This is a genomic window from Paraburkholderia sp. GAS41, from assembly GCF_050436545.1.
Taxonomy (GTDB): Bacteria; Pseudomonadota; Gammaproteobacteria; order Burkholderiales; family Burkholderiaceae; genus Paraburkholderia.
In genome coordinates this window covers 76,848-98,879 of sequence record NZ_JBNDMK010000031.1, presented here as the reverse complement: position 1 = coordinate 98,879, position 22,032 = coordinate 76,848, and the positions used below count along the sequence as shown (strand labels likewise).

Sequence of the window (22,032 nt, the reverse complement as noted above, 5' to 3'; positions counted from 1 at the left end):
AAGCCGAACGATTCCAGGCCAATTGCGGCAGTCAGGTTGATGTCCGGATAGAACTCGGCCTTGGTTTCCTTCACCTGATGCGTGATCGCATCGACACGCCAGCGCGCCGCGACGATATCCGGGCGGCGGCTCACGAGATCCGCCGGCAGGTTGTCCGGCAAACGCACCGGGTCGCCGACGCCCAGCGTCGGCCGCGCAATCGAGAGTCCACGGTCCGGGCCTTCGCCCATGAGCGCGGCGAGCTGGTAGCGCGTCGTCAGGATGCTGCCGTCGAGCGCGGCGAGCGCCGAGCGCGCGGTGGCGAGATTCGCCTGCGCGGTCTTGCGTTCGACGGCGGTATCGAGCCCGGTGGCGATACGTCCAGCGGTAATGCTGTCGATGTGTTCGCGGCGCTCGACTTCCTGCTGGGCGATATCGTGCAGCACGTAAAGCCGCGCGAGCTGGTTATAGGTGCGGGCGAGGGCAGTCGTGAGCGTGAGCTTGACGACTTCCGCATCGGCTACGCTCGCCTGCACCTGCGAGACGGACGCCTTCAGGGTTTCGCGATTCTTGCCCCACAGGTCGAGATCGTATGAAAGGCTCAGCAGTGCGCTGTTCTGGGTTTGCCAGCTGCCCGCGTAAGGCGGCGGCACGTCGAAGGTGCCGCTCAGCTGCTGGCGGTTCAGGGAGTAAGTGGCGTCGACGCGCGGCAGCGTGGCGGCCTTTGCCGTGTCTGCATAAGCCTCTGCGCCGGCGATGCGGGCGCGCGCCTGGGCAATCGTCGGGCTGTCCTTGAGGGCTTCGTCGATCAGCGTCTTCAGTTGTGCGTCGCCGAACTGGTCGGCCCAGTCGGCGGCCGGCCAGTGACCGCTTTCGGCCGGCAGGCTCTGGGTGGTCTGGAACTGTTGCGGCTGGGCCATCTGCTGGTCGCCATGAATGCCGGCATAGTTGACGCACGCCGAGAGCACCGCCATCAGCATCACCGACAGCCCCGTTTTTATCGCACGGGTCCCGCTGCCGGTTTGGGTAATCTGCGCTTTCATTTTCTGACCTGTTGCATGGATAGTTGAACTCAGCACGGAATGCGCTTCAGTGACCACCGGCGCCTGCTGCTTTGGCCGCGCCGTCCCGGTTGGGCTTGGTGATCCAGATAAGCGGAATGATGACGACGAAGGTCACCGCCGAGAGCCAGAACACATCGTTCAGCCCAAGCATCGCCGCCTGCGCGCCCATCTGCGTTTCGAAGAAGGCCTGCGCTTTGAGCAGACTCACATGGAGCGTGGTCTGAATCGCGGTGAGTGCGTGGATGTAGCCCGGGTTGGTCAAGCTGGTCTGTTCGGCGAGCTGGGAGTGATGCTGGATGGTCCGGTCGTTCCAGATCGTGTTCATGATCGAGGTGCCCGCCGCGCCCGCGAAAATCCGCGCGAAGCTCGACAGACCCGCGGCGGCCGGGATCTTTTCAGGCGGCAAGCCCGACAGGATGATCGCTGTGAGCGGCGTGAAGAACAGCGCGACCGGAATGCCCTGCAGCAGCGTCGGCAGGACGAGCGTGTAGACGTCGACGTCGGTCGTGTACCACGAGCGCATCAGGAACACGCCCGCAAAGCAGAAGAAGCCGAGTGTCGCCAACACCCGTATGTCCGACTTCGGGATGATCTTGCCCATCACCGGCGCGAGGAACACGGAGAAGATGCCGAGCGGTGCAACCACGAAGCCGGCATCGACGGCTGGGTAACCCAGGTACTCCTGAATCCACGTCGGCAGGATCACGAGGTTGGCGAAAAAGACCGCGTACCCGATCGAAATGGCAATCGTGCCGCCGGAGAAATTGCGTCCCTTGAACAGGCGCAGATCGACAATCGGTTTCGCCTCGGTCAGCTCCCAGATCAGGAAGAACACGAACGTGACCAGCACGACGATCGTGAGCGCCCAGATCACCGGCGAGTTGAACCAGTCGAGATCCTTGCCCTTGTCGAGCATGATCTGCAGCGCGCCCACCCAGACGACCAGCGAGATGAGTCCCACCTTGTCGACCGGCAGCTTGCGCGACGGTGTTTCGCGTTTGCGGTACAGCGCCCAGATCACCGCGGCGGCGAACAGGCCAATGGGTACGTTGACGTAGAAGACCCACGACCAGCTGTAGTTATCGGTGATCCAGCCACCGAGAGCCGGCCCGGCAATCGGTCCAACAGTGGCGGTCATCGCCCACAGCGACAGCGCGCTGGAGCTTTTATTCTTCGGAAACGAGGAGAGCAGGAGTGCTTGCGAAAGCGGCACCAATGGACCCGCCACCGCGCCTTGCACGACACGCGCCAGCAGCAGTAAAGGCAAGGTCGGCGCGAAGCCGCACGCCGCGGACGACAGCACGAACAGCACGATGGCGACCACGAATAGCTTGACCTGGCCGACCCGTTGCGTGAGCCAGCCGGTCAGTGGAATCGACACCGCGTTGGCGGCGGCGAACAGCGTGATGACCCACGTGCCTTCATCGACCGACACGCCGAGGTCGCCGGAGAGGGTCGGAATCGCGACGTTGGCAATCGACGAGTCCATCACCGTCATGAAGGTGGCGAGGGCGACCGCGAACGTGCCGAGCGCGAACTGCCAGCCGGTCAATGGCGCCGGCGGGTTCGCCTTGTTGGGCGGGTTCATGTTGGATCCTTTGAGAGGCTTGATGACCGGCCGTGATCAAGCCCGTCGCCGGGTATCTGATTTGTCAGATACCCGGTTAAAAAAGAGGCGCATCGAACGTGCGCCTGCCGCCAGGGTGCGCTACGCAGCCGCGATGGCTTCTCGTGCGCCGGCGAGGGCGGCGTTGGCGACATCCGCACCCATGGCGAGGCCTTCGGCGTAGATGAAGGTCACATCGGTCATGCCGAGGAAACCGAGGAAGGTCTGCAGATACGACGTGTGGGTATCGTCCGGCGTGCCGACATACTGACCGCCGCGTGCCGTGACGACGAAGACCTTCTTGCCCGTCACGAAGCCTTCCGAACCCTCGGCCGTGTACTGGAACGAAAGACCCGCGCGCGAGATGAAGTCGAAGTACGTCTTCAGTTGCGACGAGATGCCGAAGTTGTACATCGGTGCGCCGATCACGATGATGTCGGCCGCTTTCAGTTCGTCGATCAGCGCCTCGCTGCGCGCGGAGATCGCAGCTTGTTCCGGCGTGCGTTGGTCGGCCGGGGTGAAAAATGCGCCGAGGATCGAATCGTCGAGATGGGGCAGCGGTTCAGCTTGCAGGTTGCGCACGACGAGGTGCGCGCCCGGATTCGATTGTTGCAGCTTCTCGGTCAGCTCGTTGACGAGCAGGGTCGATTGCGCGCCTTGCGAGCGGGCGGCGGAGTTAACTTGGAGGATGGTGGTCATGATGGGTCCGATATCTGGCGAGTGGCCGTTGACGACAGGAGTTGCCACACTACCCATGTCCCGCGCGTTGCGGTAGCTCCGTCCCGGGCGAATCTGTGTCGCCGAATCAGCAACGCCACTTGCAGATCGCGCCTTCAAGCCAGTCGCTACGGCCGCCGCGCGTCCATCATGACCCGCAGTTTACGGACGGTTGTGGGTGCCGAAATGTTCGATCAACATGTCGATGAGCACGCGCACCTTGCGAGGCGGATGCGCGCCAGGAGGGCGGACCACATAAATGCCAGCCTCCGGAACGGGGAAATTGCGCATGATCGGAACCAGCGCGCCGGAGGCCACGTGCTCGTCGGTCAGAAAATCGGGCAGTGACGTAATGCCGAGTCCGGCGACCGCAGCAGCGACCAGCGCGTGACCATTGTTCGCGTTGAAGCGCCCGCGCGGATTGACGGTGACGACCTTGCCGTCGTCAATGAATCGCCATGTTTCGGCGTGCTGGAACAGCGACTCGTGATTCATGATGTCGTCGGGAGTCTGAGGTTCTCCATGCGTTTGAATATAGCCCGGGCTCGCCACCAGCTTGCCGAAGATGGGACCGATACGCCGCGCGATCAGATTGGAATCGGCGAGATGGCCGATGCGGATGGCGGCGTCGAAGCCTTCGTTGACGACATCGACGAAATGATCGCTGAACGAAGTCTGAAGATGCAAAAGAGGATGCCGTTTTGCCAGCTCGGCAAGCAGCGGCGCCAGGTGGGTTGCGCCGAACGACACGGGTGCCGCGATTCTAAGGCGTCCACGCAGTTCGCCAGCGGGCAGGATCGTTTCTCGCGCCAGATCCATGTCGGTGCAGATACGTGCGGCGTATTCACGAAACGTGGCGCCGGCTTCCGTCAAGGTTGCGCCGCGCGTAGTGCGCGACACGAGTTGCACGGACAACTCGCTTTCCAGCCGCGCGAGCCTGCGACTGACGACGGATTTGGACAGGCCCAGCCGCCGCGCAGCGGGCGTGACACCGCCAGCGTCGGCGACCTCAACGAACGTTTGCAGATCTTCAATGTCGAGCATGCTCGTTCTCGTGTTGTGCTCAAGCGGTCTGGCGTGACGCGCGCCGATCCCTTTTCCTGAGCATGATCGGGACAGTCTACGTTCTATGGATTCGCAGTGACGCGCGGGTAGTGACGGTTTTGGGACATTTCCAGCCTGTTTCAAGCCATCGTGCGTCAATCCTCAAATTTTTGTGTATACGTGAGGTCCAACGGCTTTTGCCGCGCAAAGCTCTGCAATCAGGGCAGCGGTCGGGCAAGAATTCGCAAATCCGGCTACGCTATGTGCGACTGTTGCCCTCGTATCGAACCGGTGATGCAACAGATCGTCATCATCAAGAGGAAAGCAATGAAACAACCCATCAAAATCGATTTTGTCTCCGATGTCGCGTGCCCTTGGTGTGCTGTCGGTTTGTCCTCGCTGCAGCTTGCGCTGTCGCGACTGGGCGATGTGGTCGAGCCCGAACTTGTCATGCATCCGTTCGAACTGAATCCGCAGATGGTCGACGAAGGCGAAGACCTGATCGAACATATCGGCAAGAAATATGGGCGCACGCCCGCGCAGGTCCTGCAGGCGCAAGCCGAACTGCGGCAGCGCGGCGCGGATGTGGGGTTCGCCTTCGGCACGCGTAAGCGCATCTATAACACCTTCGACGCGCATCGCCTGATGCATTGGGCCGGTATCAAAGGCAAACAGGTGCAGCTCAAGGAAGCGCTACTGAAGTCTTATCATGGCCAGGGCAAGTCCACGAGCGACCATGACGTTCTGGTCGAAGCGGCGGAATCCGTGGGACTGGACGGCGCCGAGGCGCGCGCGATTCTGCAAGGCGGCGACTATGCCAATGAGGTGCGCGCAGAAGAAGAGAAATACCAGGCAATGGGCATCCATTCAGTGCCGTCGATCATCTTCAATGGCCAATACCTGCTGACTGGCGCACAACCTGCCGAATCGTTCGAGAAGGCCATCCGGCAGATTCTGGCCGACGCGTAATGTGACCCGGCATCGTCGCCGCACTGTGTGGTGCGACGCTGCCTAAGCGGGCTACGCCCCCACGCGAATACACGCCACCCTGCGCTCACCGGTCCCGCGCGAGATGGATTGCGGCACCGCCTCCGCGCACGCGCCGATCGCCTCAGGGCAGCGCGTGCGAAACGCACAGCCTGAAGGCAGATTCAACGGCGAGGGCATCTCGCCCGTCAGCACCGCATGCTTACGCGTGCGCTCGGTGGCAGGATCGGGCCTCGGCACGGCCGACAACAAAGCCCGCGTATAAGGATGCTGCGGCGAGCCATAGACTTCTTGCCGCGTGCCAAGCTCCATCACGCGCCCGAGATACATCACCAATACGCGTTGACTGATGGCTTTGACGACAGCGAGATCATGCGCGACGAACAGCAACGAAAGCCGCAACTCGCGCTGCAGATCGCGCAGCAGATTCACGATCTGCGCCTGAATCGAAACATCCAGCGCCGACACCGGTTCATCGCAGATCACCAGTTGCGGTTCACCCACCAACGCCCGCGCAATTCCGATCCGTTGACACTGTCCGCCTGAAAACTCGTGCGCATAGCGCGCCAGATGATGCGCGCCGAGCCCTACGCGTTCGAGCATCGTCACCACACGCGCGTGCGTCTCGTCGCGGCCAAGCCCGGGGCGTTGAACCTTGAGCGGTTCGGTGACGATCTGCTCGATCGTCATGCGCGGATCGAGCGACGCGAGGGGATCCTGAAACACCATCTGCACGTCCTTGCGCAGCCGCTCCATCGCCGCAGCCGGCCGCCGCCCCTCACTGACCGTCTCGGTATCGCGCCAACGCACGCTGCCTTGCGTCACAGGTGTCAGCCCGATGATGGCGCGCGCCAGCGTCGACTTGCCGCAACCCGACTCACCCACGAGCCCGACCGCCTCGCCACGGCGAACCTCGAACGACACGCCGTCCACCGCGCGTAACGTGGCCTTCGACGACCACGGATACGCGCCGCGCGGCACGCGGAAGTTGACCTTCAGATCGCGCACCGTCAGCATGGGTTCGGCCACCGCGCCGCCGCGCATATCGGCGCTGCCCAGCGGCTGTTCAGCCGTCACATTATCCATCTCCACCGTCCTTTGCGTCGCCGTCTCACTCACCGCACCACCTCCATCATTTCGCCGACCGGCATCAGACACGCGCGCCAACCTGCCGTCTTGCCGACAATCGGTTCGAGTTCAGGACGCGTGCTGCGGCAGCGGTCGTTCGCCAGCGTGCAGCGCGGTGCAAACGCGCAGCCTTCGATGGCCTCGCCCGGCGCCGGCGGATTGCCCGCAATCGTGCGCAGCGGCGCGTCGATGTCGTGGCTGCCGCCGTCGTCGATGCGCGGCAGGGCGTCGAGCAGCCCGCGCGTGTACGGATGGGTCGGATGCCCGAACAGCGCCTCAGCACTCGCGCGCTCCACGGTGCGGCCCGCGTACATCACCATCACGTCGTCAGCGAGTCCTGCTACGACGCCCATGTCGTGAGTGATCAGAATAATCACCGTCCCGAGGTCGCGATTCAGCTCGCGCAGCAATTCGATGATCTGCGCCTGCACGGTGACGTCGAGCGCGGTGGTCGGTTCGTCGGCGATCAGGATTTCGGGTTCGGTCAGGAGCGCCGTGGCGATCGTCACGCGCTGACGCATGCCGCCGGAAAACTCGTGCGGATAGCGGTCGATCCGTCGCGCGGCATCCGGAATCCACACCCGTTGCAAGGCCTCGATGGCCTTCTGGCGTGCTTCGCGCCGCGAGACGCCGCGGTGCAGTTGCAAGGCCTCGGTCATCTGGCGCTCGACCGTCAGAAACGGGTTGAGCGAGGTCATCGGATCCTGAAACACCATGCCGATGCGATCGCCGCGAATCTGGTTCAGTTCGCGCTGGTTCAGCGTGAGCAGATTGCGTCCTGCGTAAAGCGCTTCGCCGGAGCTCTGGCCGTTGCCAGGCAGCAGACCGAGCAGCGCCATCACCGTCTGACTCTTGCCCGAGCCCGATTCGCCGACGATGCCCAGCGTCTTGCCCTTTTCCAGCGTGAACGACACGCGTTGCACCGCATCCACGGGCGAGGCGTCGCGTCGCGTGAAACGCACGCCCAGATCTTTTACTTCAAGCAACGCCATCTCACCGCTCCTTGGTATCGAGCGCGTCGCGCAGCCCGTCGCCGACAAAGTTCACGCAGTACAGCGTGACGCACAGCATCACCGCCGGGCACAGCAGCAGCCACGGCATCGACTCCAGTTTTTGCGCGCCGTCGTTGATCAGCACGCCCCAGCTCGTCATGGGTTCCTGCACGCCGAGGCCGAGAAACGACAGCACGGATTCGGTGAGCACGATGCCCGGCACCGTGACCGTGGCGTACACCACGACCACGCCGAGCAGGTTCGGCACGATGTGCCGCAGGATGATCCCAGGGGTGCTCACGCCGGTGGCGCGCGCGGCGTCGATGAACTCGCGGGTGCGCAGCGACAGCGTCTGGCCGCGCACCACGCGCGCCATGTCGAGCCACGAGAACGCGCTGATCGTCAGCACCACCAGGTAGAAGGAGCGGCCAAGCAGCGTCATCATCAGGATGGCGATCAGCATGTAGGGAATCGCATACATCATGTCGACGATACGCATCATCACCGCGTCGGTGCGTCCGCCGATATAGCCGGACGTCGCGCCCCACGCGACGCCGATCAAACCGGACACCAGCGTGCCGAGCAGCCCGACCTCGAGCGACACGCGTCCGCCGGCGAGCGTGCGCACCAGCAGATCGCGGCCCAGCTCGTCGGTGCCGAACCAGTGCTGGCCGAGCAGCGTCGGCGCCATGCTGATGGCGCCCCAGTCGTTGGCGGCCGGGTCGTTGGACAGAAACAGCGGACCCGCGAAGCAGGCCACGATAATCAGCGCGAGGATCACCAGACTGGCGAGCGCGGCGCGATTGCGCAGAAAGTGCCGGCAGGCCAGTTCAAACGGACTGCGCGAGCGCCGCGGGGCGGCACTCGCCGTGGACGCCGCGGCGGAAGAGGAAGTGTTCATGAGGTCTCTATCGAAGTTCGAAGATCAAGGCGGGATCCGTTCACGGGATCTCAGTAGCGGATGCGCGGATCGAGCCACGCATACGCCAGATCGACGAGCAGGTTGAACACGACAGCCGCGACGGTGGTGAGCACCACGAGCCCAAGCACCAGCGTGTAATCGCGGTTGATGGCGCCGTCCACCACCAGTTGCCCGAGACCCGGCAAGGCAAATACCGACTCCGTGACCACCGCGGCGGTAATCGACGAAATGCAGATCGAACCGAGCAGCGACACCACCGGCATCAAGGCGGGCTTGAGCGCGTGGCGCAGCACGATCACATGACCGGGTATGCCCTTCGCGCGTGCGGTCCGGATGAAGTTGCCCGACAGCACTTCGATCATGCTGCCGCGCATCACTCGCGCAATCGACGAGACGTTGATGATGACCAGCAGCGCCATCGGCAGCACGCGATAGTGCCAGCCGCCGTCGCCCCAGCCGCCCGCGGGCAGCCAGCCGTGACCGTCCGAGCGTTTCAGCAGGATCGCGAACACCCACACCAGCACCGGACCGAGCACGAACGGCGGAATCACATTGCCGATATTGCCCAGCAGCATGACGATGCGATCGGTGATGCCGTTGCGGCGAACCGCCGCCGCCGTGCCGAGCAGCACGCCGATCACCAGCGCGATCGGCACCGACAGCCCGCCCACGCCGAGACTCACCGGCAGCGCCTTGCCCACCAGATCGTTGACGGACCAGTCGACGTAGCGCACCGACGGCCCGAGATCGCCATGCAGCAGTGCGTTCAGATACAGCAGGTACTGCTTCCAGAGCGGCTGGTCGAGGTGATATTTCGCATTGAGGTTGGCGAGCGTGGCCGCGGACAGGTGCTTTTCCGTGTCGAACGGACCGCCTGGGGTCGCGTGCAACATCAGATAGCAGACCGTAATGACGGCCAGCACGGTCGGAATGACCCACAGGGTGCGGCGCAGAGCGTAGGCGAACATGGCGGATCCGGTTACTTCGTTAGTCGGCAGTCGGTAGTCGAGGTTTAGTGAGCCAGCAGGTACATGTCCTGCGAGGCACGCTGGTCGACGTAGTTGGTCGCCTGGTAGCCGCCTACATAAGGCTTCACGAGCCGGTCGGCGCTGTACTGGAACAGCGGGATCAGCGGCGTTTCGCTCATGGCCAGATTGTGTGCCTGCGTCAGCAGCGCGGTGCGCTTCGGGTCGTCGATCTGGGCGTTGCCCTGATCGATCAGCGCGTCGACCTTCGGGTTGCAGTAATGCAGGTCGTTCTGCACGCTGCTGCAGCGAAGCTGATCGAAGTACGACATCGCGTCGTTATAGTCGACGAACCAGCCATCGCGCGAGGCTTGCACCTTGCCCGCATGGCGTTCGCTCAGCAGCACCTTGTATTCGACGTTTTCCAGCTTCGCATTGACGCCCAGATTGGTGCGCCATTGCGAGGTCGTGAAGAGTGCCACCTTCTTGTGCAGATCGTTCGTGTTGTACGTGAGCGTGAAGGTGAGCGGGTGGGTATCCGAATAGCCCGCTGCCTTCAGCAGGCCGCGCGCATAGTCCACCCGTTTGGCCATCGGCCAGCTCGCCCACTCCGGGGTATAGACGGCGGCGCCCTTGGTGCCATTGGCGATCAGGCCGTACATCGGCACTTCCCCGGCCTGAGTGAGTTTCGAGGTGAGCAGGTCGCGGTCGATCACCATCGAAAGCGCCTGTCTGACACGCGGGTCATGGAAGGCCGGATCGCTGTTGTTCAGGCTATAGAAGTACGTTGCAATCTGCACGCCGGTCTGGAGTTCCTTGCCGAACTGCTTGCTGACCTGCGCGTAGATGCCCGACGGAATCGCATACGTGTAATCGATCTGGCCGGACTGATACATGCGCATCGCCGTCTCGTCGCTTTCCACCGGCACGTAGGTCACTTTCGTGATCACGACGTGTTGCGCATTCCAGTAGTTGTTGTCCTTGACGAGCACGATGCGGTTATTCGGCTCCCAATCGGTCAGCGAGTACGGACCGTTGCTCACCATGTTGCCCGGGCGCGTCCAGCTATCGCCGAACTTGTCGACGGTGGCCTTGTTCACAGGTGCCAGGGCCGGCATGGCGGCCAGTTCGGTGAAGAAAGCGGTCGGCACTTCGGTCTTGACCTCGAGCGTGTACGGATCCACCGCCCGTGCGCCCAGCGACGTGAGCGGCGCCTTGCCCGCGAGGATCGTCTTCGCGTTCTTTACGAACTCCAGCAGGATCGTATATTTCGAGCCCGTTTTCGGGTCCAGCACGCGCTGCCAGGCGTAGACGAAATCTGCGGCGGTGACCGGCTGGCCGTTGCTCCACTTCGCATCGTGACGCAGCTTGAACACCCAGGTGTCGGGCGCCGTGCGCGTCCACGATTCCGCCACGCCAGGCACCACCGCGCCCGAGGCGCTGATGCGAGTGAGACCTTCGAACAGGTCGAGGCCGATGGTGTCGCCTGTCCACGATTCGATATGGGCCGGATCGAGCGATTCGACTTCGGTCGGCACCTGCCGCGTCATTTCCTGCTTCGCGGCGAGCGTGGTGCCGGGCGGCACCGTGATCGCCATCGCCGCGCCGGCAAAGGTGAGCGTAATCGCTGAGAACACCGCGGTAAGGGAATGCGACAGTTTCATGGCCTGTTCAGGAAGAAGAAGGTTAAGGGGAGTCCGCGCTTCGTGACTCAGCACGAAGCGCCCTGGAAAAGAAAAGCGCGCGGTCGCAGCCACACGACGGCAATCACCGGCAATCAGCGGGCGATGAACCGTCCCGGCCCGCAAGCGGGCGAGGCTGTCTGGAAGGAAAGGGCGTGTCAGGCGGCAGGGGCGGACGCGCAACTGCGCGGCTCGCGCGGCGGGGCGCTGCAGTGGGCACCGGCGGCTGGCTCGTGGATGAGTGCCGCGTTGCCATCGCGTTCATGGATGACTCGAAGTCTTGCCACATCACTATGGGCGTTCCGCCGGTTCGTCGTCCGGCGGCCGATACCACTTGCATACGTTTCACTTACGATTCTTCCTGTCGTTGAAGCCACAACCCGGGATGAACTGCGCCTCGACGCACGAGCCATGCGTCAGCAGTCATGCGCGTGGTCCGGCAAGCGTGTTGCCGTTGACGCGCAGCATTCGTGATCGAAAGTCCCATCAGCAGGTCGCGCCGATTGTGTCGGCAGCCTGCAGGTTTGAGGCGACGGCCCACGCAACAGAACATGGGCCAAAGCGCGACTCGTTCCCCTTCGCGTGGTGCGGGTCTGCAAAGATGACCGCGCGGTCGAAAGGGTATGGCGCTTATATCACGCCGAAACACTCTGCGTTTTTGTAAACACGGAAACTAGAGGGAATCATCTATCGCTTCCTCGCGCAGTGCGTGAAGCGGTTCGAGCCGGAGGTTTCAGTGGGCCTTCAGCGCCCTTACGGCTCGACTGAAACTGATCGCTTCAGACAGCGCAGCGCAAAGATCGAGCGGCTGTTCTGAAAGCCAGGTAGCCGGTAAAGCTTGCGACGCAAGAATGATTCGTAGCCTTCGGTGCCGGCCACCGCCACCTTGATCAGATAGTCGTACTCGCCCGACACGAGGAACGCCTCGACGACCTCCGGCAGATCCGCGAGCGCGTCGCCGAAGCGCTCGAGGGTGCGTTCGTCGTGCTTGTCGAGCGTCACCTCGATGATGACGGTATCGGGCAGGCCCAGCGCTTTCTGGTTGAGCAGCGCCGCGTAACCTTCGATCACACCCGCGTCTTCGAGCGCGCGCAGGCGGTTCCAGCAAGGCGTCGCCGACAGGCCGACACGCTCGGCCAGTTTGGCGTTGGACAGGCGGCCGTCGCTGCGCAGTTCGCGCAGGATTCGCTGATCGATGGCGTCGAGTTTCATGTCGTCCTCCAATGGACTCGCCCAGCGCGTCACCGGGCAGACGATTCATCTTTGATTTTCGCTTTCAGTAGTCGTTGCTTCTGGCGTGGCTCGCATGATGCCAGATAAACAGAAGAAATCCCCAGAATTGGCCACATACACTCTTGCGGTCGAGGCGCCGCCATCACGCAAGCGCTGCGCCTCGCCCTGACTCCGCATGCTGCCGCGATCCGGACAGCATGCGGTGAGGCGCGAAGCCATCGCTTCGCGTTGACGCTGAACTCTCCGCCCACAAGGAAGGAATACTGATGGACCGACTGACGACCACCGCCGCCGGCACGCTTTTCGGATTGCATGGCGAACCTGCCCACGAACGTATCGTGCTCGCCACCGACGCCGCTTCCGGACTGCAAGCCATTGTCGCCGTCTACAGCACGGCACGCGGCCCTGCATTCGGCGGCTGCCGCTACTGGCAATACGCATCCGACCACGAGGCGTACAACGACGCCCTGCGTCTGTCGCAAGGCATGGCGTTCAAGAACGCGCTCGCCGATCTGCCGTTCGGCGGCGGCAAGGCCGTGATTCTGCGCCGCCCGGAAGCGCTCGATCGCGCGGCGCTGTTCAAGGCGTTCGGCCGGCTGGTGGACTCGCTGGAAGGCATCTACATCACCGCTGAGGACGTCGGCACGACCGCCGACGACATGCGCGCCGTGCAAGGCGAAACCCGCTACGTGAGCGGCATTCCGCGCGCCAACGACGTGTATGGCGGCAACCCGTCGCCGCGCACCGCGTACGGCGTGTTTGTCGGTCTGCTGGCAGCCGTTGAAGCGGCGCTCGGGCGCACCACGCTCGACGGCGTTTCGGTGGCCGTGCAAGGGCTCGGCTCAGTAGGCTGGGATCTGTGCGAACGTCTGCATCAGGCCGGCGCGCAACTGATCGTGGCGGATATCGACGCCGCCAGAACCGCCCTCGCGCAACAACGCTTCAACGCGCGCGTGGTAGGGACCGCAGAGATCACGGGTGTCGAGGCTGACGTCTTCGCGCCGTGCGCGCTGGGCGGTTCGATCACGGAATCGGTCGCCGCGCACTGCCGGTTCAAGGTGGTCGCGGGCGGCGCGAACAACCAGTTGCTGTCGCTTGCCGAAGGCGACGTCCTGCATCGGCGCGGCATTTTCTATGCGCCGGACTTCCTCGTGAACGCGGGCGGCATCATCAGTTGCGTGCGGGAATACGAGGGCTCGGGAGAAGAGCAGTCGGTACTCGCCGAAGTCGCGAAGATCGGCCCGCGTGTCTTCGAACTGGCTGAACGCGTGAAAGCCACCGGCATTGCGCCGGCACGCGCCGCGGTGGCGTGGGCACGCGAAAAGATGGTGACTGGCTGACGTAAAGCGTCGCGCCTGCAGCGCAATCCATGCGTTAGCGCTAGCGGCTCATATGCTGTAGCGCATCGCGCATCGGTTGACTCGAAATGATGATCGGGCCGGTGAACGGCGTATCCAGATCGACGATCACGTACACCGCCGACGCGATCGACAACGCCCCCAAGGTAATCATGACCAGCGCCAGCGCGTTGCGCGGCGCAATCAGCCCGAAGCTGAGGAAGATGGCGCACAGCCAGAATGTCAGCGTTTTGAAGAATGGCTGGGAAATCGTGCTGTGAGCCTCTTCGATCAGTTTCCAGCGCGCATGCACGATCGCGTCGAACTGGTCGAGGCTCTGATCCAGCAGCCGCTGGTGAAAGATGTCCGGCGCCGACATCTGCCGCAACTTCTGACCGGCGAGATTGAGCATGTCGCCAAGCCGCGTGTCCTCGAGTTTCTCCGAGTTGTTTTCCGCCGGCAGGTCCTTCGGATAGTAATCGCCGACAGGCTGCGGCTCGGACGGCCAGGTGCTGGCGATGGCCGCGGCCGTATACGCGCGCAGCAGTTGGCGCACCTCGCTCGCCTCCGGCCCGTATTGACGCAAGGTGCTGTTGAGCTGGATCAGGTCTGCGGCGTAGGTGCGAAAGTCGTTGCCGACGGTGTCGAAGCCGTTTTTCGCGGACGCCGTCATCAGTCCCAGCACGAGGGCGGCGAAGGTGACGAGCATGCCCATCACCAACTGGATCAACTGAACGGTTTCGTGGGCCTTGTGTTCTTCCGGCAGCAAGGGTTTCACCAGCACGCCGACTCCCGTGCCGATCAGAAGCAGCACGAACACCAGCAGGGCCGATCCAATCTCGTACATGGCGGGTGACTCCGCGGAACATCGCTTCGCTACTTTCCACCAACTCGAAAGCGGGGACAACCTCGGGGAGTCCCGGGCTATTCCTGTTCAGCGTCCCGCCTTTCACGACCTGCGGCGATCTGCGGCAAGACAAGATCAGGCGCAGGGTCCGGTCAAAACCATAAAGTTTTTTTTATATTGGCCGTAGACCATCTGTGTGGTGTTCGCTTAAATTTTAAACATTGAGTTGCGGACCTGGCCGATCGGCTTGGGCGCAGCATGTCTGACCGGACCTTCTCGCTGGCTACCGGTCAGGCCGCCCAACGGAGATCTGTCCATGTTGAACAAGCTGTCGATCCGCGCCTGTCTCACCCTGATGGTCGCCTTTTTCGGGGTCGTCCTGTTGATCGGGGCAGCGGCTGGATTGCTCTCGCTGCGCGCCAGTAACGCCTCCCTGCAGCAGATGTACACGGTGGATACCCCCGCAGTCGCCGATCTGGAAGGCAGCGCCGGTCAGTTGCTGCGTTTGCGCCTGGCGTTGGCGACCTACGCGTCGCTGGTCGACCTGAACGATCAGGACGGCGCCGCAGCGGTTTTGCAGCGCTTCGACCAGTATAGGAAAGTATCGGACGAGCGCCTCGCCCACTATCTGAGCCGCGCCGGTTCGGACAACGAAGAGCAGCATCTCATCAAGGATATGCAGGACAAGCGCGACATCTTCCTGCACGAAGGGATCGAGCCGGCGATGGCCGCGTTGAAGTCCGGCGACAAGACGACCTTCCAGCAACTGCAGGCGCATAAGATGCCTTCGCTCTACAGCGCGTATGAGAAGGCGATGCTCACGCTGGAGCAACTGCAACTGGACCATGGCGCACAACGCTATCAGGACGCGCAGGACCGCTTCTTTGCCGTCAGCGTCGCGGTTGCGGTGGGCATGGTGCTGGCACTGGTGCTGGCGTGCCTCGCGCGGCTGGTGCTGGTGCGGGCGATCGTCCACCCGGTGGATGCGACGATCGGACAGTTTCAGCGGATCGCCGAGGGTGACCTGACCGGCCGCATCGAAGTGATCAGCGACAACGAAATGGGCAAGCTCGCAGCGGCGTTGCGCAAGATGCAGGACTCGCTGATCTCGACGGTCAACACCGTTCGTCAGGGCACCGAATCAATCGACACCGGCGTCAGCGAGATCGCCGCCGGCAACGCCGACCTGTCGCAGCGTACCGAAGAGCAGGCGGCGTCGCTCGAGGAGACCGCGGCAAGCATCGAAGAGCTGACGTCCACCGTTAAACAGACCGCCGAGAACGCCAAGCAGGCGAGTTCGCTGGCACAGGGCGCCTCGAGTCTGGCGGCGCAGGGCGGCGATCTGACCCAGCAGGTGGTCGGCACCATGAATCACATGGTCGACGATTCGCGCCGGATTGCGGACATCGTTGGTGTGATTGAAGGTATCGCGTTCCAGACGAATATTCTCGCGCTCAACGCCGCGGTCGAAGCAGCGCGCGCCGGCGAACAGGGTCGTGGCTTTGCGGTGGTTGCGAGCGAAGTGCGCTCGCTCGCCCAGCGCAGTGCGGGCGCCGCCAAGGAGATCAAGACGCTGATCGACGATTCGAATGCGCGCGTGCAAACCGGTGCGCAACTGGTCGAACGCTCGGGCTCGACGATGACCGAAATCGTCAACGCCATTTCGCGCGTGAGCGCGATCATGGGCGAGATTGCAGCCGCGGCGACGGAGCAGAGCACGGGCATCGATCAGGTCAATCTCGCCGTCGCGCAGATGGACGAAGTCACCCAGCAGAACGCGGCGCTCGTCGAGCAAGCAGCGGCGGCGGCCAGTTCGCTGGAAGATCAGGCGCGTCGTCTGACTGCGGCGGTCGCGGTGTTCCGCACGGATTCAACCGCAGCGGGCGCCCGCGCGCGTCTGGTAACAGGCAAGCTGCGTACGGACACGCGCCGGACAGAACCGGTCGCGGCGTAAGCCGACTCGCGCTGAAGGGCGGCGTGCTCACGCCGCCCGAAGGGTTTCGCCATCAAGGCTGCGCCGCGTAGTACTTCGCCAGCCCGTCAATTTCCTGCTGCGTCAGATGCCGCGCCACGTTGCGCATCTGCTCGTCGATGTCGTTGCGACGTTCACCGCTCGCGAAGTGCTGCAGTTGCGTGGCCAGATAGATCGACGACTGGCCGCCAAGCCAGGGTGCGGCGCCCTTGCGATCGAGCTGGCCGTGACACGCGGCGCACGGCGCGATGTTGCGCATCGGGTCGCCTTGCATGGCCAGCCTGACCGCGTCGGCATATTGAGCCGAGTCGGTCGCGCCGGGTTCGGCCGGCGCGGCGCGCGTCAGCGAGGCGTAATACGCGGCCAGATCGTGCAGGTCCTGATCGCTGCGGTTGCGGATGATCGGCTGCATGATGGCACTCGTGCGCATCCCGCTCTGATAATCGCGCAGCTCCTTGTAGATCACATCCGCGTACTGACCGGCGAGCGCCGGAGCCGTGACCTGCACGGTGCCGAGCACGCCGTGACACATCGAACAGTTCTGCGTCGCGATGGTCGCTCCGCGGCCGATGGAAACCGGATCGGCGCTCACACGGCGCGGCGGCGGCAATACCACCACCTCGCTCGGCGCCGGACCCGCGACATTGGTGCCGCCGCCGTACCAGCTCGACGGCGTCCCTGCCGCGCTGCAGATGGTCGCCCACAAGCCGCGTCCGCTGAAATCGCCGTTGACCGACGGTAGCCAGATAAAGCCGATCAGGATGGCAATCACCGCGAGCGCGAGTATGCCGCCCACGCTTCTCACGAACCATGGGTTGCTGACGCTGAAGACGGGTTCCTGATTCATCGCTGGGCTCCGACGGCGACCGCCGGCACGGAGGTCTGCGGCAGCCGCAATAACTGCACGATCGGCACGCTGTAGTTGACGACCGTCAGCGCGATCATCAGCGTGACCCACAACCCGAAGCTGTTCAGCGCGGCGGGGACGTGATCGACCGGATGGATGGCGAGACTGAAGCGGAATTCCTTTGGCGGCGCGGGCGGCCCGAACTGCGATTTCGCCAGAATGTAGACGAACAGCACGCCGGAGATCACCAGCAGGAATCCGCCGAACGCCGACATCGCCACCCAGATGGCCTGCTGATCGATACCGGGCGCGCTGTAGTCGTAATAGGCCATGCGCCGTGGCGCGCCGAGCAGTCCCACGTAGTGCCACGGCAGCGTCACGACCATCATGCCGATGAACCACAGCCACAGTTGCGTGCGCACCAGACTCAGCGAACACAACGCGCGTCCCGTCAGCTGCGGCCACAGTTCATAGGCGATGGCGAAATACATGATCACGATCGCGCCGCCGAAGATCAGATGGAAATGGCCGGTGACCCACTGCGTGTTATGGATGGTCGAATTCAACTGATAGCTCATGTTGATCAGGCCACCCGCGCCGCCCAGACCCAGCATCACGAAGGAGAACGCCAGCACCAGCATCATCGGATTACGCCACGGCAGCGCGCTCAGCCAGCCGAACGCGCCTTTACCGCCGCGCAGACGTCCGGCGATTTCCACCGACGCGCAGATCGTGAACACGGTGAGCAGCGTCGGCACCGACACCATCCCCGTGAAAACCGCGTGCAGGAACTTGAACCCTGCGCCCACCTGCGGATCCGCGAACAGATGGTGAATGCCGATCGGCATGGCGAAAATCAGGAACATGATGAACGACACGCGCGCCATCGAATCGCTGTACAGGCGCCCGCCGATCGCGCCCGGCACGATCGTGTAGTAAGCGATGTAGGCAGGCACGAGCCAGAAGTAGACGATGGCATGCAGCGTCCACGAGAACAGCACGCGCGAGAGGCCGGCATCGACGGTATGGGTCCAGCCAAACGCAACCGGCAGGATCTGCAGCAGGATTTCCACGGCCGCGCCGACGGCGGTCCATGCCCACAGATAGGCGCCCGCCACGTTGGCGAACATCGCCAGCGGCACGGGCTTGCCGGGATTGCCCCGCTTCCAGACGCGCAGGTTCACATGCATGAGCGCGACCCAGATCCACGAGCCCACCACCACCAGCACGACGCCGATGTAATAGAGCGCACTGCCGATCAGCGGCGGATAGAACGTGTAGAGCACCGACGCCTGGCCCATCGACACCGGCACCATCGCGACGACCGCGCCCACTGCCAGCACGAAGAACGCGGCCCATGCCCATTTGAGTCCCACCAGCGGCTGGCGCAGCGCGAGTTCGACGATGGCATAGCCGAAGCCCATCGCGACGAGCGTCGGCATCACGTAGCCCATCACCGTGCCGTGCGCCGTCACCGAACGATAGTAGTGCTCGGGATTGCCCACCCAAGGCAGCAACGGGCTGCGCACCAGCATCTGCCACGAGCCGAGAAAGAGCGCCAGCAGAAACGTAATGAAGGCGAGCCAGAAGTGCGCGAGAACGAGTCGCTTAGCGAGAAACACAGCTCAGCCTCCTTGATTGTCGTGCCTGCTCGAGGAAGGCGGCCTTGTCGATCACCTTCACGTGCGCCCACATGGTCTGATGACCCAGACCGCAGAATTCATGACAGGGCATCAGATGATCGCCAGGATGCGCGAAGCTCGTGGCGAGCGTCGAGATGTAGCCAGGCACGACCATCGTGTTGATGTTGGTGTCCGTCACCAGCAGCCCATGCACGACGTCCGCGCTGGTGGTGCGGAAAGTGACCGGCGTGTCGGTGGGGACCAGCAGGCATTGCGGCGTGAACGAATACTGCTGCGCGATGAAGCGTACGACGACCGAGCCGTCCGCTTCGACTGCGGAACCCAGGTTGTCCTCGACGAATTCGCCGGAGAGTTGCAGGCGGGTGGGATCGACGGTTTCGACGCGCGACGGCGGCATCATGGCCCAATGCAGGCCCGAAAACACGACCACGACCAGCATGAACAGGATCAGCCCCGACGCGAAGATCGCCCAGCGCCGTTCGGCGCGCAGCGCGACCGCATGGCCGCTATCCGGATCCTCAGGAGAAGGAGTGGCCATGATCAGTGAACGACCCCGCGCGGCAAAAACACGAACAGATAGAAGCCGACCCAGATCGCCATCACGACCAGGGTGGCAACACCGGCTACCGCTATCGCGCCGTGCGGTCCGGCCGCCACCACGCGTTCGATCTCCTCATCGGAGGGCGGCGCGGCGTTCAGGTTGTCCTTGTCTTCCATTTGACCCCTCTGCGCTACAACGGCTACAACGTCTGGAAAGGCTTACGCCGGCGCGTGGCTGGCCGGGTGCATGACCCCACGCATGGTCACGCGCATGGCTCAATGCAGCGGCGCCTTGCGCAGTTCGTTGACCTCACGATCCGTCACGGGCGCGCCATGATTGCCCCACGCAGTGCGAATGTAGGTCACCACGGCAGCCGCGTCCGTGTCGCTCAGTTCCTGGCCGAACGGCGGCATCCCGTACGGTTCGGGATTGCGTTGCGTCCCCGGCGGAAAACCGCCGTTCAGGACGATCCGGATCGGATTGACGGCCGAATTCATTTCAATCGACTGGTTGCGCGCGAGCGGAGGGTAATGCTGCACGTGACCTTCGCCATTCTGGCCGTGACACAGCGCGCATTTGTTCGCGTAGATCTGGCCGCCGAGTTCGAACACGCGGGTGTTGGTCGGCGCGGACGGTCCGCTCTTGCGGCCGGGGTCGTTGTCCGGCAGTGTCTTCAGATAGGCGGCCATGGCCTTGATGTCGTCGTCGGTCATGTACTGCAGGCTGTGATAGGTGACCTCGGCCATCGGACCGTATACGGCGCCGCGATCGGAGATCCCGGCCTGCAGCAGATCGACGACGTCCTTCACGCTCCAGTCGCCAAGGCCGCCGTCCTTGTCGGAGGTGAGCGACGGGGCGTACCAGTTCTGTACCGGGATCAGTCCACCGGCGAACTGGTCGCGCCGCGACGAGCCGCCGAGCAGGTTGATCTTCGTGTGACATAACGTGCAGTGACCGAGGCCTTCCACCAGGTAGGCGCCACGATTCCATTCGACCGAGCGCGTAGGGTCAGGCTTATATTCGCCTTCGCGGAAATACAGCGTGCGCCAGCCGAGCAGCAGCTTGCGCTGGTTGAAGGGGAATTTCAGCGCCTGCGGGTGGCTGGGTTCGCGCACGGGTGGCACAGAGCGCAGATACGCGAAGATTGCATCGGAGTCCTCGCGGGTGACCTTGGTGTATTGCGCGATGGGCATGGCCGGGTAGAGCAGTTTGCCGTCCGGAGTGATGCCGGTGCGCATCATGTGAAAGAACGCGTCCGCGCTCCAGGCACCGATGCCGTACTGCGCGTCCGGACTGATGTTCGGCGAATAGAGCGTGCCAAACGGCGTCTCCATGGCGAGGCCGCCGCCGAACATCTTGCCGCGCGGCGCGGTGTGGCAGGCAATGCAGTCGCCGGCGCGGGCGAGATATTCACCGCGCTTGACGATGTCGGGGTGGGTGTCGGGCGCTGCGGCTACCGGTGTTGCCGTTGTCGTCGCCGCCGCTGACGCGCTGGCTGCCGTGTCGGTTTGGGCGAACGCGGCGGGCGTCGATGACATCAGCGCGGCGCCTAGCGCCAGCACGACCACGCAGCGAAACAGGTTCGGCCTCATTGCGGTTGACTCCCGCATGCCAACGGCAACGCAGCGACGCTTACCGGCGCGGGTCGCGGATCGTCAGGTCGCGGCTGGCGGGCCAGCCAGCTCGAAACGGCGGTGATGTCCTTGTCAGTCAGTTTCACGGCAATCGAATGCATGCAATCGGGTGCGATGGCATGCCGTGTCCCTGAGCGCCACGTTCCCATCTGCCCGGCAATATAGCTGGCGTGCAGACCGAGCAGGCCGGGGATGCCGGGCTGCGTGCCGGTCAGCCGTGCACCGTGGCAGGCCGCGCAAGCGGGCAGCTTGCGGGCGGGGTCGCCGTGCGTGACCAGCCGTTCGCCGTACGCGAGCACGGCGGGCGAAACGCTGCCGGTGTCGGCGTTCGGATAGGCCGGCTGCAGATCCGCGAAGTACTGGCTGATCTTGCGCAGATAATCGTCGGGCAGGAAGGCAATCAGATAGCCCATGGGCGGATAGGTGCGACCGCCGTCGCGAAACGAAGACAACTGGTTGAACAGGTAGTCAGCGGGTTTGCCGGCGATGCGCGGGAAGTAGTCGTTGTTGAGCCCCTGGCCCTGCACGCCGTGACAGGAGGTGCAGGCGCGTACGCGCTCGTCCATGGCCGATGGCATGGACGAGCCTGCATCACCGGCGGCGGCGAGCGTCGTGCACGCCCACACGCTGCACACGACAAACAGAATGGACGATCCGATAGTTCTGCAATGCACGCCAAGCCTCGTCGGGGTGAACGCGTGGGTCACGCATATTTTTCATGCACGCAAACGTCGATGCATGACAGCCCTTCAAACCTGCTTTAGAACGCAACAGCGAAACTGGGAACCATCAACGGATGGGTTCAACATAATGCGCAGTGCAAAATAACACCGCAGAATGTTTACTTTTCTGAATAGTTGCCCGCTCGCAGTGGGGGTGCGATCAAGGCTTT

Annotated in this window: 20 protein-coding genes; 3 read left to right on the top strand and 17 right to left on the bottom strand. The window is 63.5% G+C overall.

Annotated elements, in window-relative coordinates:
* The 4 genes from P3T43_RS31240 to P3T43_RS31225 all read right to left on the bottom strand — a co-directional run.
* Positions 1–1,022: efflux transporter outer membrane subunit (locus P3T43_RS31240; RefSeq protein WP_429284863.1), on the bottom strand; the 1,022-nt coding region annotated here is incomplete at its 3' end.
* A 46-nt stretch (positions 1,023–1,068) separates the two neighbouring features.
* A complete protein-coding gene (locus tag P3T43_RS31235) occupies positions 1,069–2,631 on the bottom strand; it encodes a DHA2 family efflux MFS transporter permease subunit (protein ID WP_429284862.1) in 1,563 nt (520 codons plus the stop codon).
* A gap of 120 nt (positions 2,632–2,751) precedes the next feature.
* On the bottom strand, positions 2,752–3,348 hold the full coding sequence (locus P3T43_RS31230) for an FMN-dependent NADH-azoreductase (RefSeq protein WP_429284861.1): 597 nt from the start codon (positions 3,346–3,348) through the stop codon (positions 2,752–2,754).
* 180 nt (positions 3,349–3,528) lie between these two features.
* Positions 3,529–4,410 (bottom strand): LysR family transcriptional regulator, encoded by an 882-nt coding sequence (locus P3T43_RS31225; RefSeq protein WP_429284860.1) that lies wholly within the window; start codon positions 4,408–4,410, stop codon positions 3,529–3,531.
* A gap of 327 nt (positions 4,411–4,737) precedes the next feature.
* On the opposite strand from P3T43_RS31225, the gene P3T43_RS31220 reads away from it, so the two are divergent.
* On the top strand, positions 4,738–5,379 hold the full coding sequence (locus tag P3T43_RS31220) for a DsbA family oxidoreductase (protein ID WP_429284859.1): 642 nt from the start codon (positions 4,738–4,740) through the stop codon (positions 5,377–5,379).
* Between the two features lie 51 nt (positions 5,380–5,430).
* Here the strand turns inward: P3T43_RS31220 and P3T43_RS31215 are convergent, their stop codons facing one another.
* The 6 genes from P3T43_RS31215 to P3T43_RS31190 form a co-directional block, all read right to left on the bottom strand.
* The gene (locus P3T43_RS31215) at positions 5,431–6,483 is read right to left on the bottom strand and encodes an ABC transporter ATP-binding protein (protein WP_429284858.1); all 1,053 of its coding nucleotides are present in this window, start codon (positions 6,481–6,483) and stop codon (positions 5,431–5,433) included.
* A 29-nt stretch (positions 6,484–6,512) separates the two neighbouring features.
* Positions 6,513–7,517, bottom strand: a complete 1,005-nt coding sequence (locus P3T43_RS31210; protein WP_429284857.1) for an ABC transporter ATP-binding protein — start codon at positions 7,515–7,517, stop codon at positions 6,513–6,515.
* A 1-nt stretch (position 7,518) separates the two neighbouring features.
* A complete protein-coding gene (locus tag P3T43_RS31205; protein ID WP_429284856.1) occupies positions 7,519–8,418 on the bottom strand; it encodes an ABC transporter permease in 900 nt (299 codons plus the stop codon).
* Positions 8,419–8,468: 50 nt separating this feature from the next.
* Positions 8,469–9,407: an ABC transporter permease subunit gene (locus tag P3T43_RS31200; RefSeq protein WP_429284855.1), complete on the bottom strand. Its 939-nt coding sequence runs from the start codon at positions 9,405–9,407 to the stop codon at positions 8,469–8,471.
* Between the two features lie 44 nt (positions 9,408–9,451).
* On the bottom strand, positions 9,452–11,068 hold the full coding sequence (locus P3T43_RS31195; RefSeq protein ID WP_429284854.1) for a peptide ABC transporter substrate-binding protein: 1,617 nt from the start codon (positions 11,066–11,068) through the stop codon (positions 9,452–9,454).
* 771 nt (positions 11,069–11,839) lie between these two features.
* Positions 11,840–12,298 carry an Lrp/AsnC family transcriptional regulator gene (locus P3T43_RS31190; protein WP_429284853.1) on the bottom strand — a complete coding sequence of 153 codons (459 nt, stop codon included), beginning with the start codon at positions 12,296–12,298 and terminating at the stop codon, positions 11,840–11,842.
* Positions 12,299–12,585: 287 nt separating this feature from the next.
* On the opposite strand from P3T43_RS31190, the gene P3T43_RS31185 reads away from it, so the two are divergent.
* Positions 12,586–13,659, top strand: a complete 1,074-nt coding sequence (locus P3T43_RS31185) for a Leu/Phe/Val dehydrogenase (RefSeq protein ID WP_429284852.1) — start codon at positions 12,586–12,588, stop codon at positions 13,657–13,659.
* A 40-nt stretch (positions 13,660–13,699) separates the two neighbouring features.
* Here the strand turns inward: P3T43_RS31185 and P3T43_RS31180 are convergent, their stop codons facing one another.
* Positions 13,700–14,503 (bottom strand): hypothetical protein, encoded by an 804-nt coding sequence (locus P3T43_RS31180; protein WP_429284851.1) that lies wholly within the window; start codon positions 14,501–14,503, stop codon positions 13,700–13,702.
* A 316-nt stretch (positions 14,504–14,819) separates the two neighbouring features.
* On the opposite strand from P3T43_RS31180, the gene P3T43_RS31175 reads away from it, so the two are divergent.
* The gene (locus P3T43_RS31175; protein ID WP_429284850.1) at positions 14,820–16,457 is read left to right on the top strand and encodes a methyl-accepting chemotaxis protein; all 1,638 of its coding nucleotides are present in this window, start codon (positions 14,820–14,822) and stop codon (positions 16,455–16,457) included.
* Between the two features lie 52 nt (positions 16,458–16,509).
* Here the strand turns inward: P3T43_RS31175 and P3T43_RS31170 are convergent, their stop codons facing one another.
* The 6 genes from P3T43_RS31170 to P3T43_RS31145 all read right to left on the bottom strand — a co-directional run bounded on the left by P3T43_RS31170 (position 16,510) and on the right by P3T43_RS31145 (position 21,814).
* Positions 16,510–17,322, bottom strand: a complete 813-nt coding sequence (locus P3T43_RS31170) for a c-type cytochrome (RefSeq protein WP_429284849.1) — start codon at positions 17,320–17,322, stop codon at positions 16,510–16,512.
* Positions 17,319–18,944, bottom strand: coding sequence for a b(o/a)3-type cytochrome-c oxidase subunit 1 (locus P3T43_RS31165; RefSeq protein WP_429284848.1), 1,626 nt, complete (start codon positions 18,942–18,944; stop codon positions 17,319–17,321). The genes P3T43_RS31170 and P3T43_RS31165 overlap by 4 nt, the downstream gene beginning before the upstream one ends.
* Entirely contained in the window at positions 18,931–19,503 is a 573-nt protein-coding gene (locus tag P3T43_RS31160) for a cytochrome C oxidase subunit II (protein WP_429284847.1), read from the bottom strand. Before P3T43_RS31160 ends, P3T43_RS31165 begins: the two co-directional genes overlap by 14 nt.
* A gap of 2 nt (positions 19,504–19,505) precedes the next feature.
* Complete coding sequence (locus tag P3T43_RS31155) at positions 19,506–19,682, bottom strand: hypothetical protein (protein WP_429284846.1); 177 nt, start codon at positions 19,680–19,682, stop codon at positions 19,506–19,508.
* Positions 19,683–19,781: 99 nt separating this feature from the next.
* Positions 19,782–21,098 (bottom strand): c-type cytochrome, encoded by a 1,317-nt coding sequence (locus tag P3T43_RS31150; RefSeq protein WP_429284845.1) that lies wholly within the window; start codon positions 21,096–21,098, stop codon positions 19,782–19,784.
* Positions 21,095–21,814, bottom strand: a complete 720-nt coding sequence (locus P3T43_RS31145) for a c-type cytochrome (protein WP_429284867.1) — start codon at positions 21,812–21,814, stop codon at positions 21,095–21,097. Before P3T43_RS31145 ends, P3T43_RS31150 begins: the two co-directional genes overlap by 4 nt.
* Between the last annotated feature and the right edge of the window lie 218 nt (positions 21,815–22,032).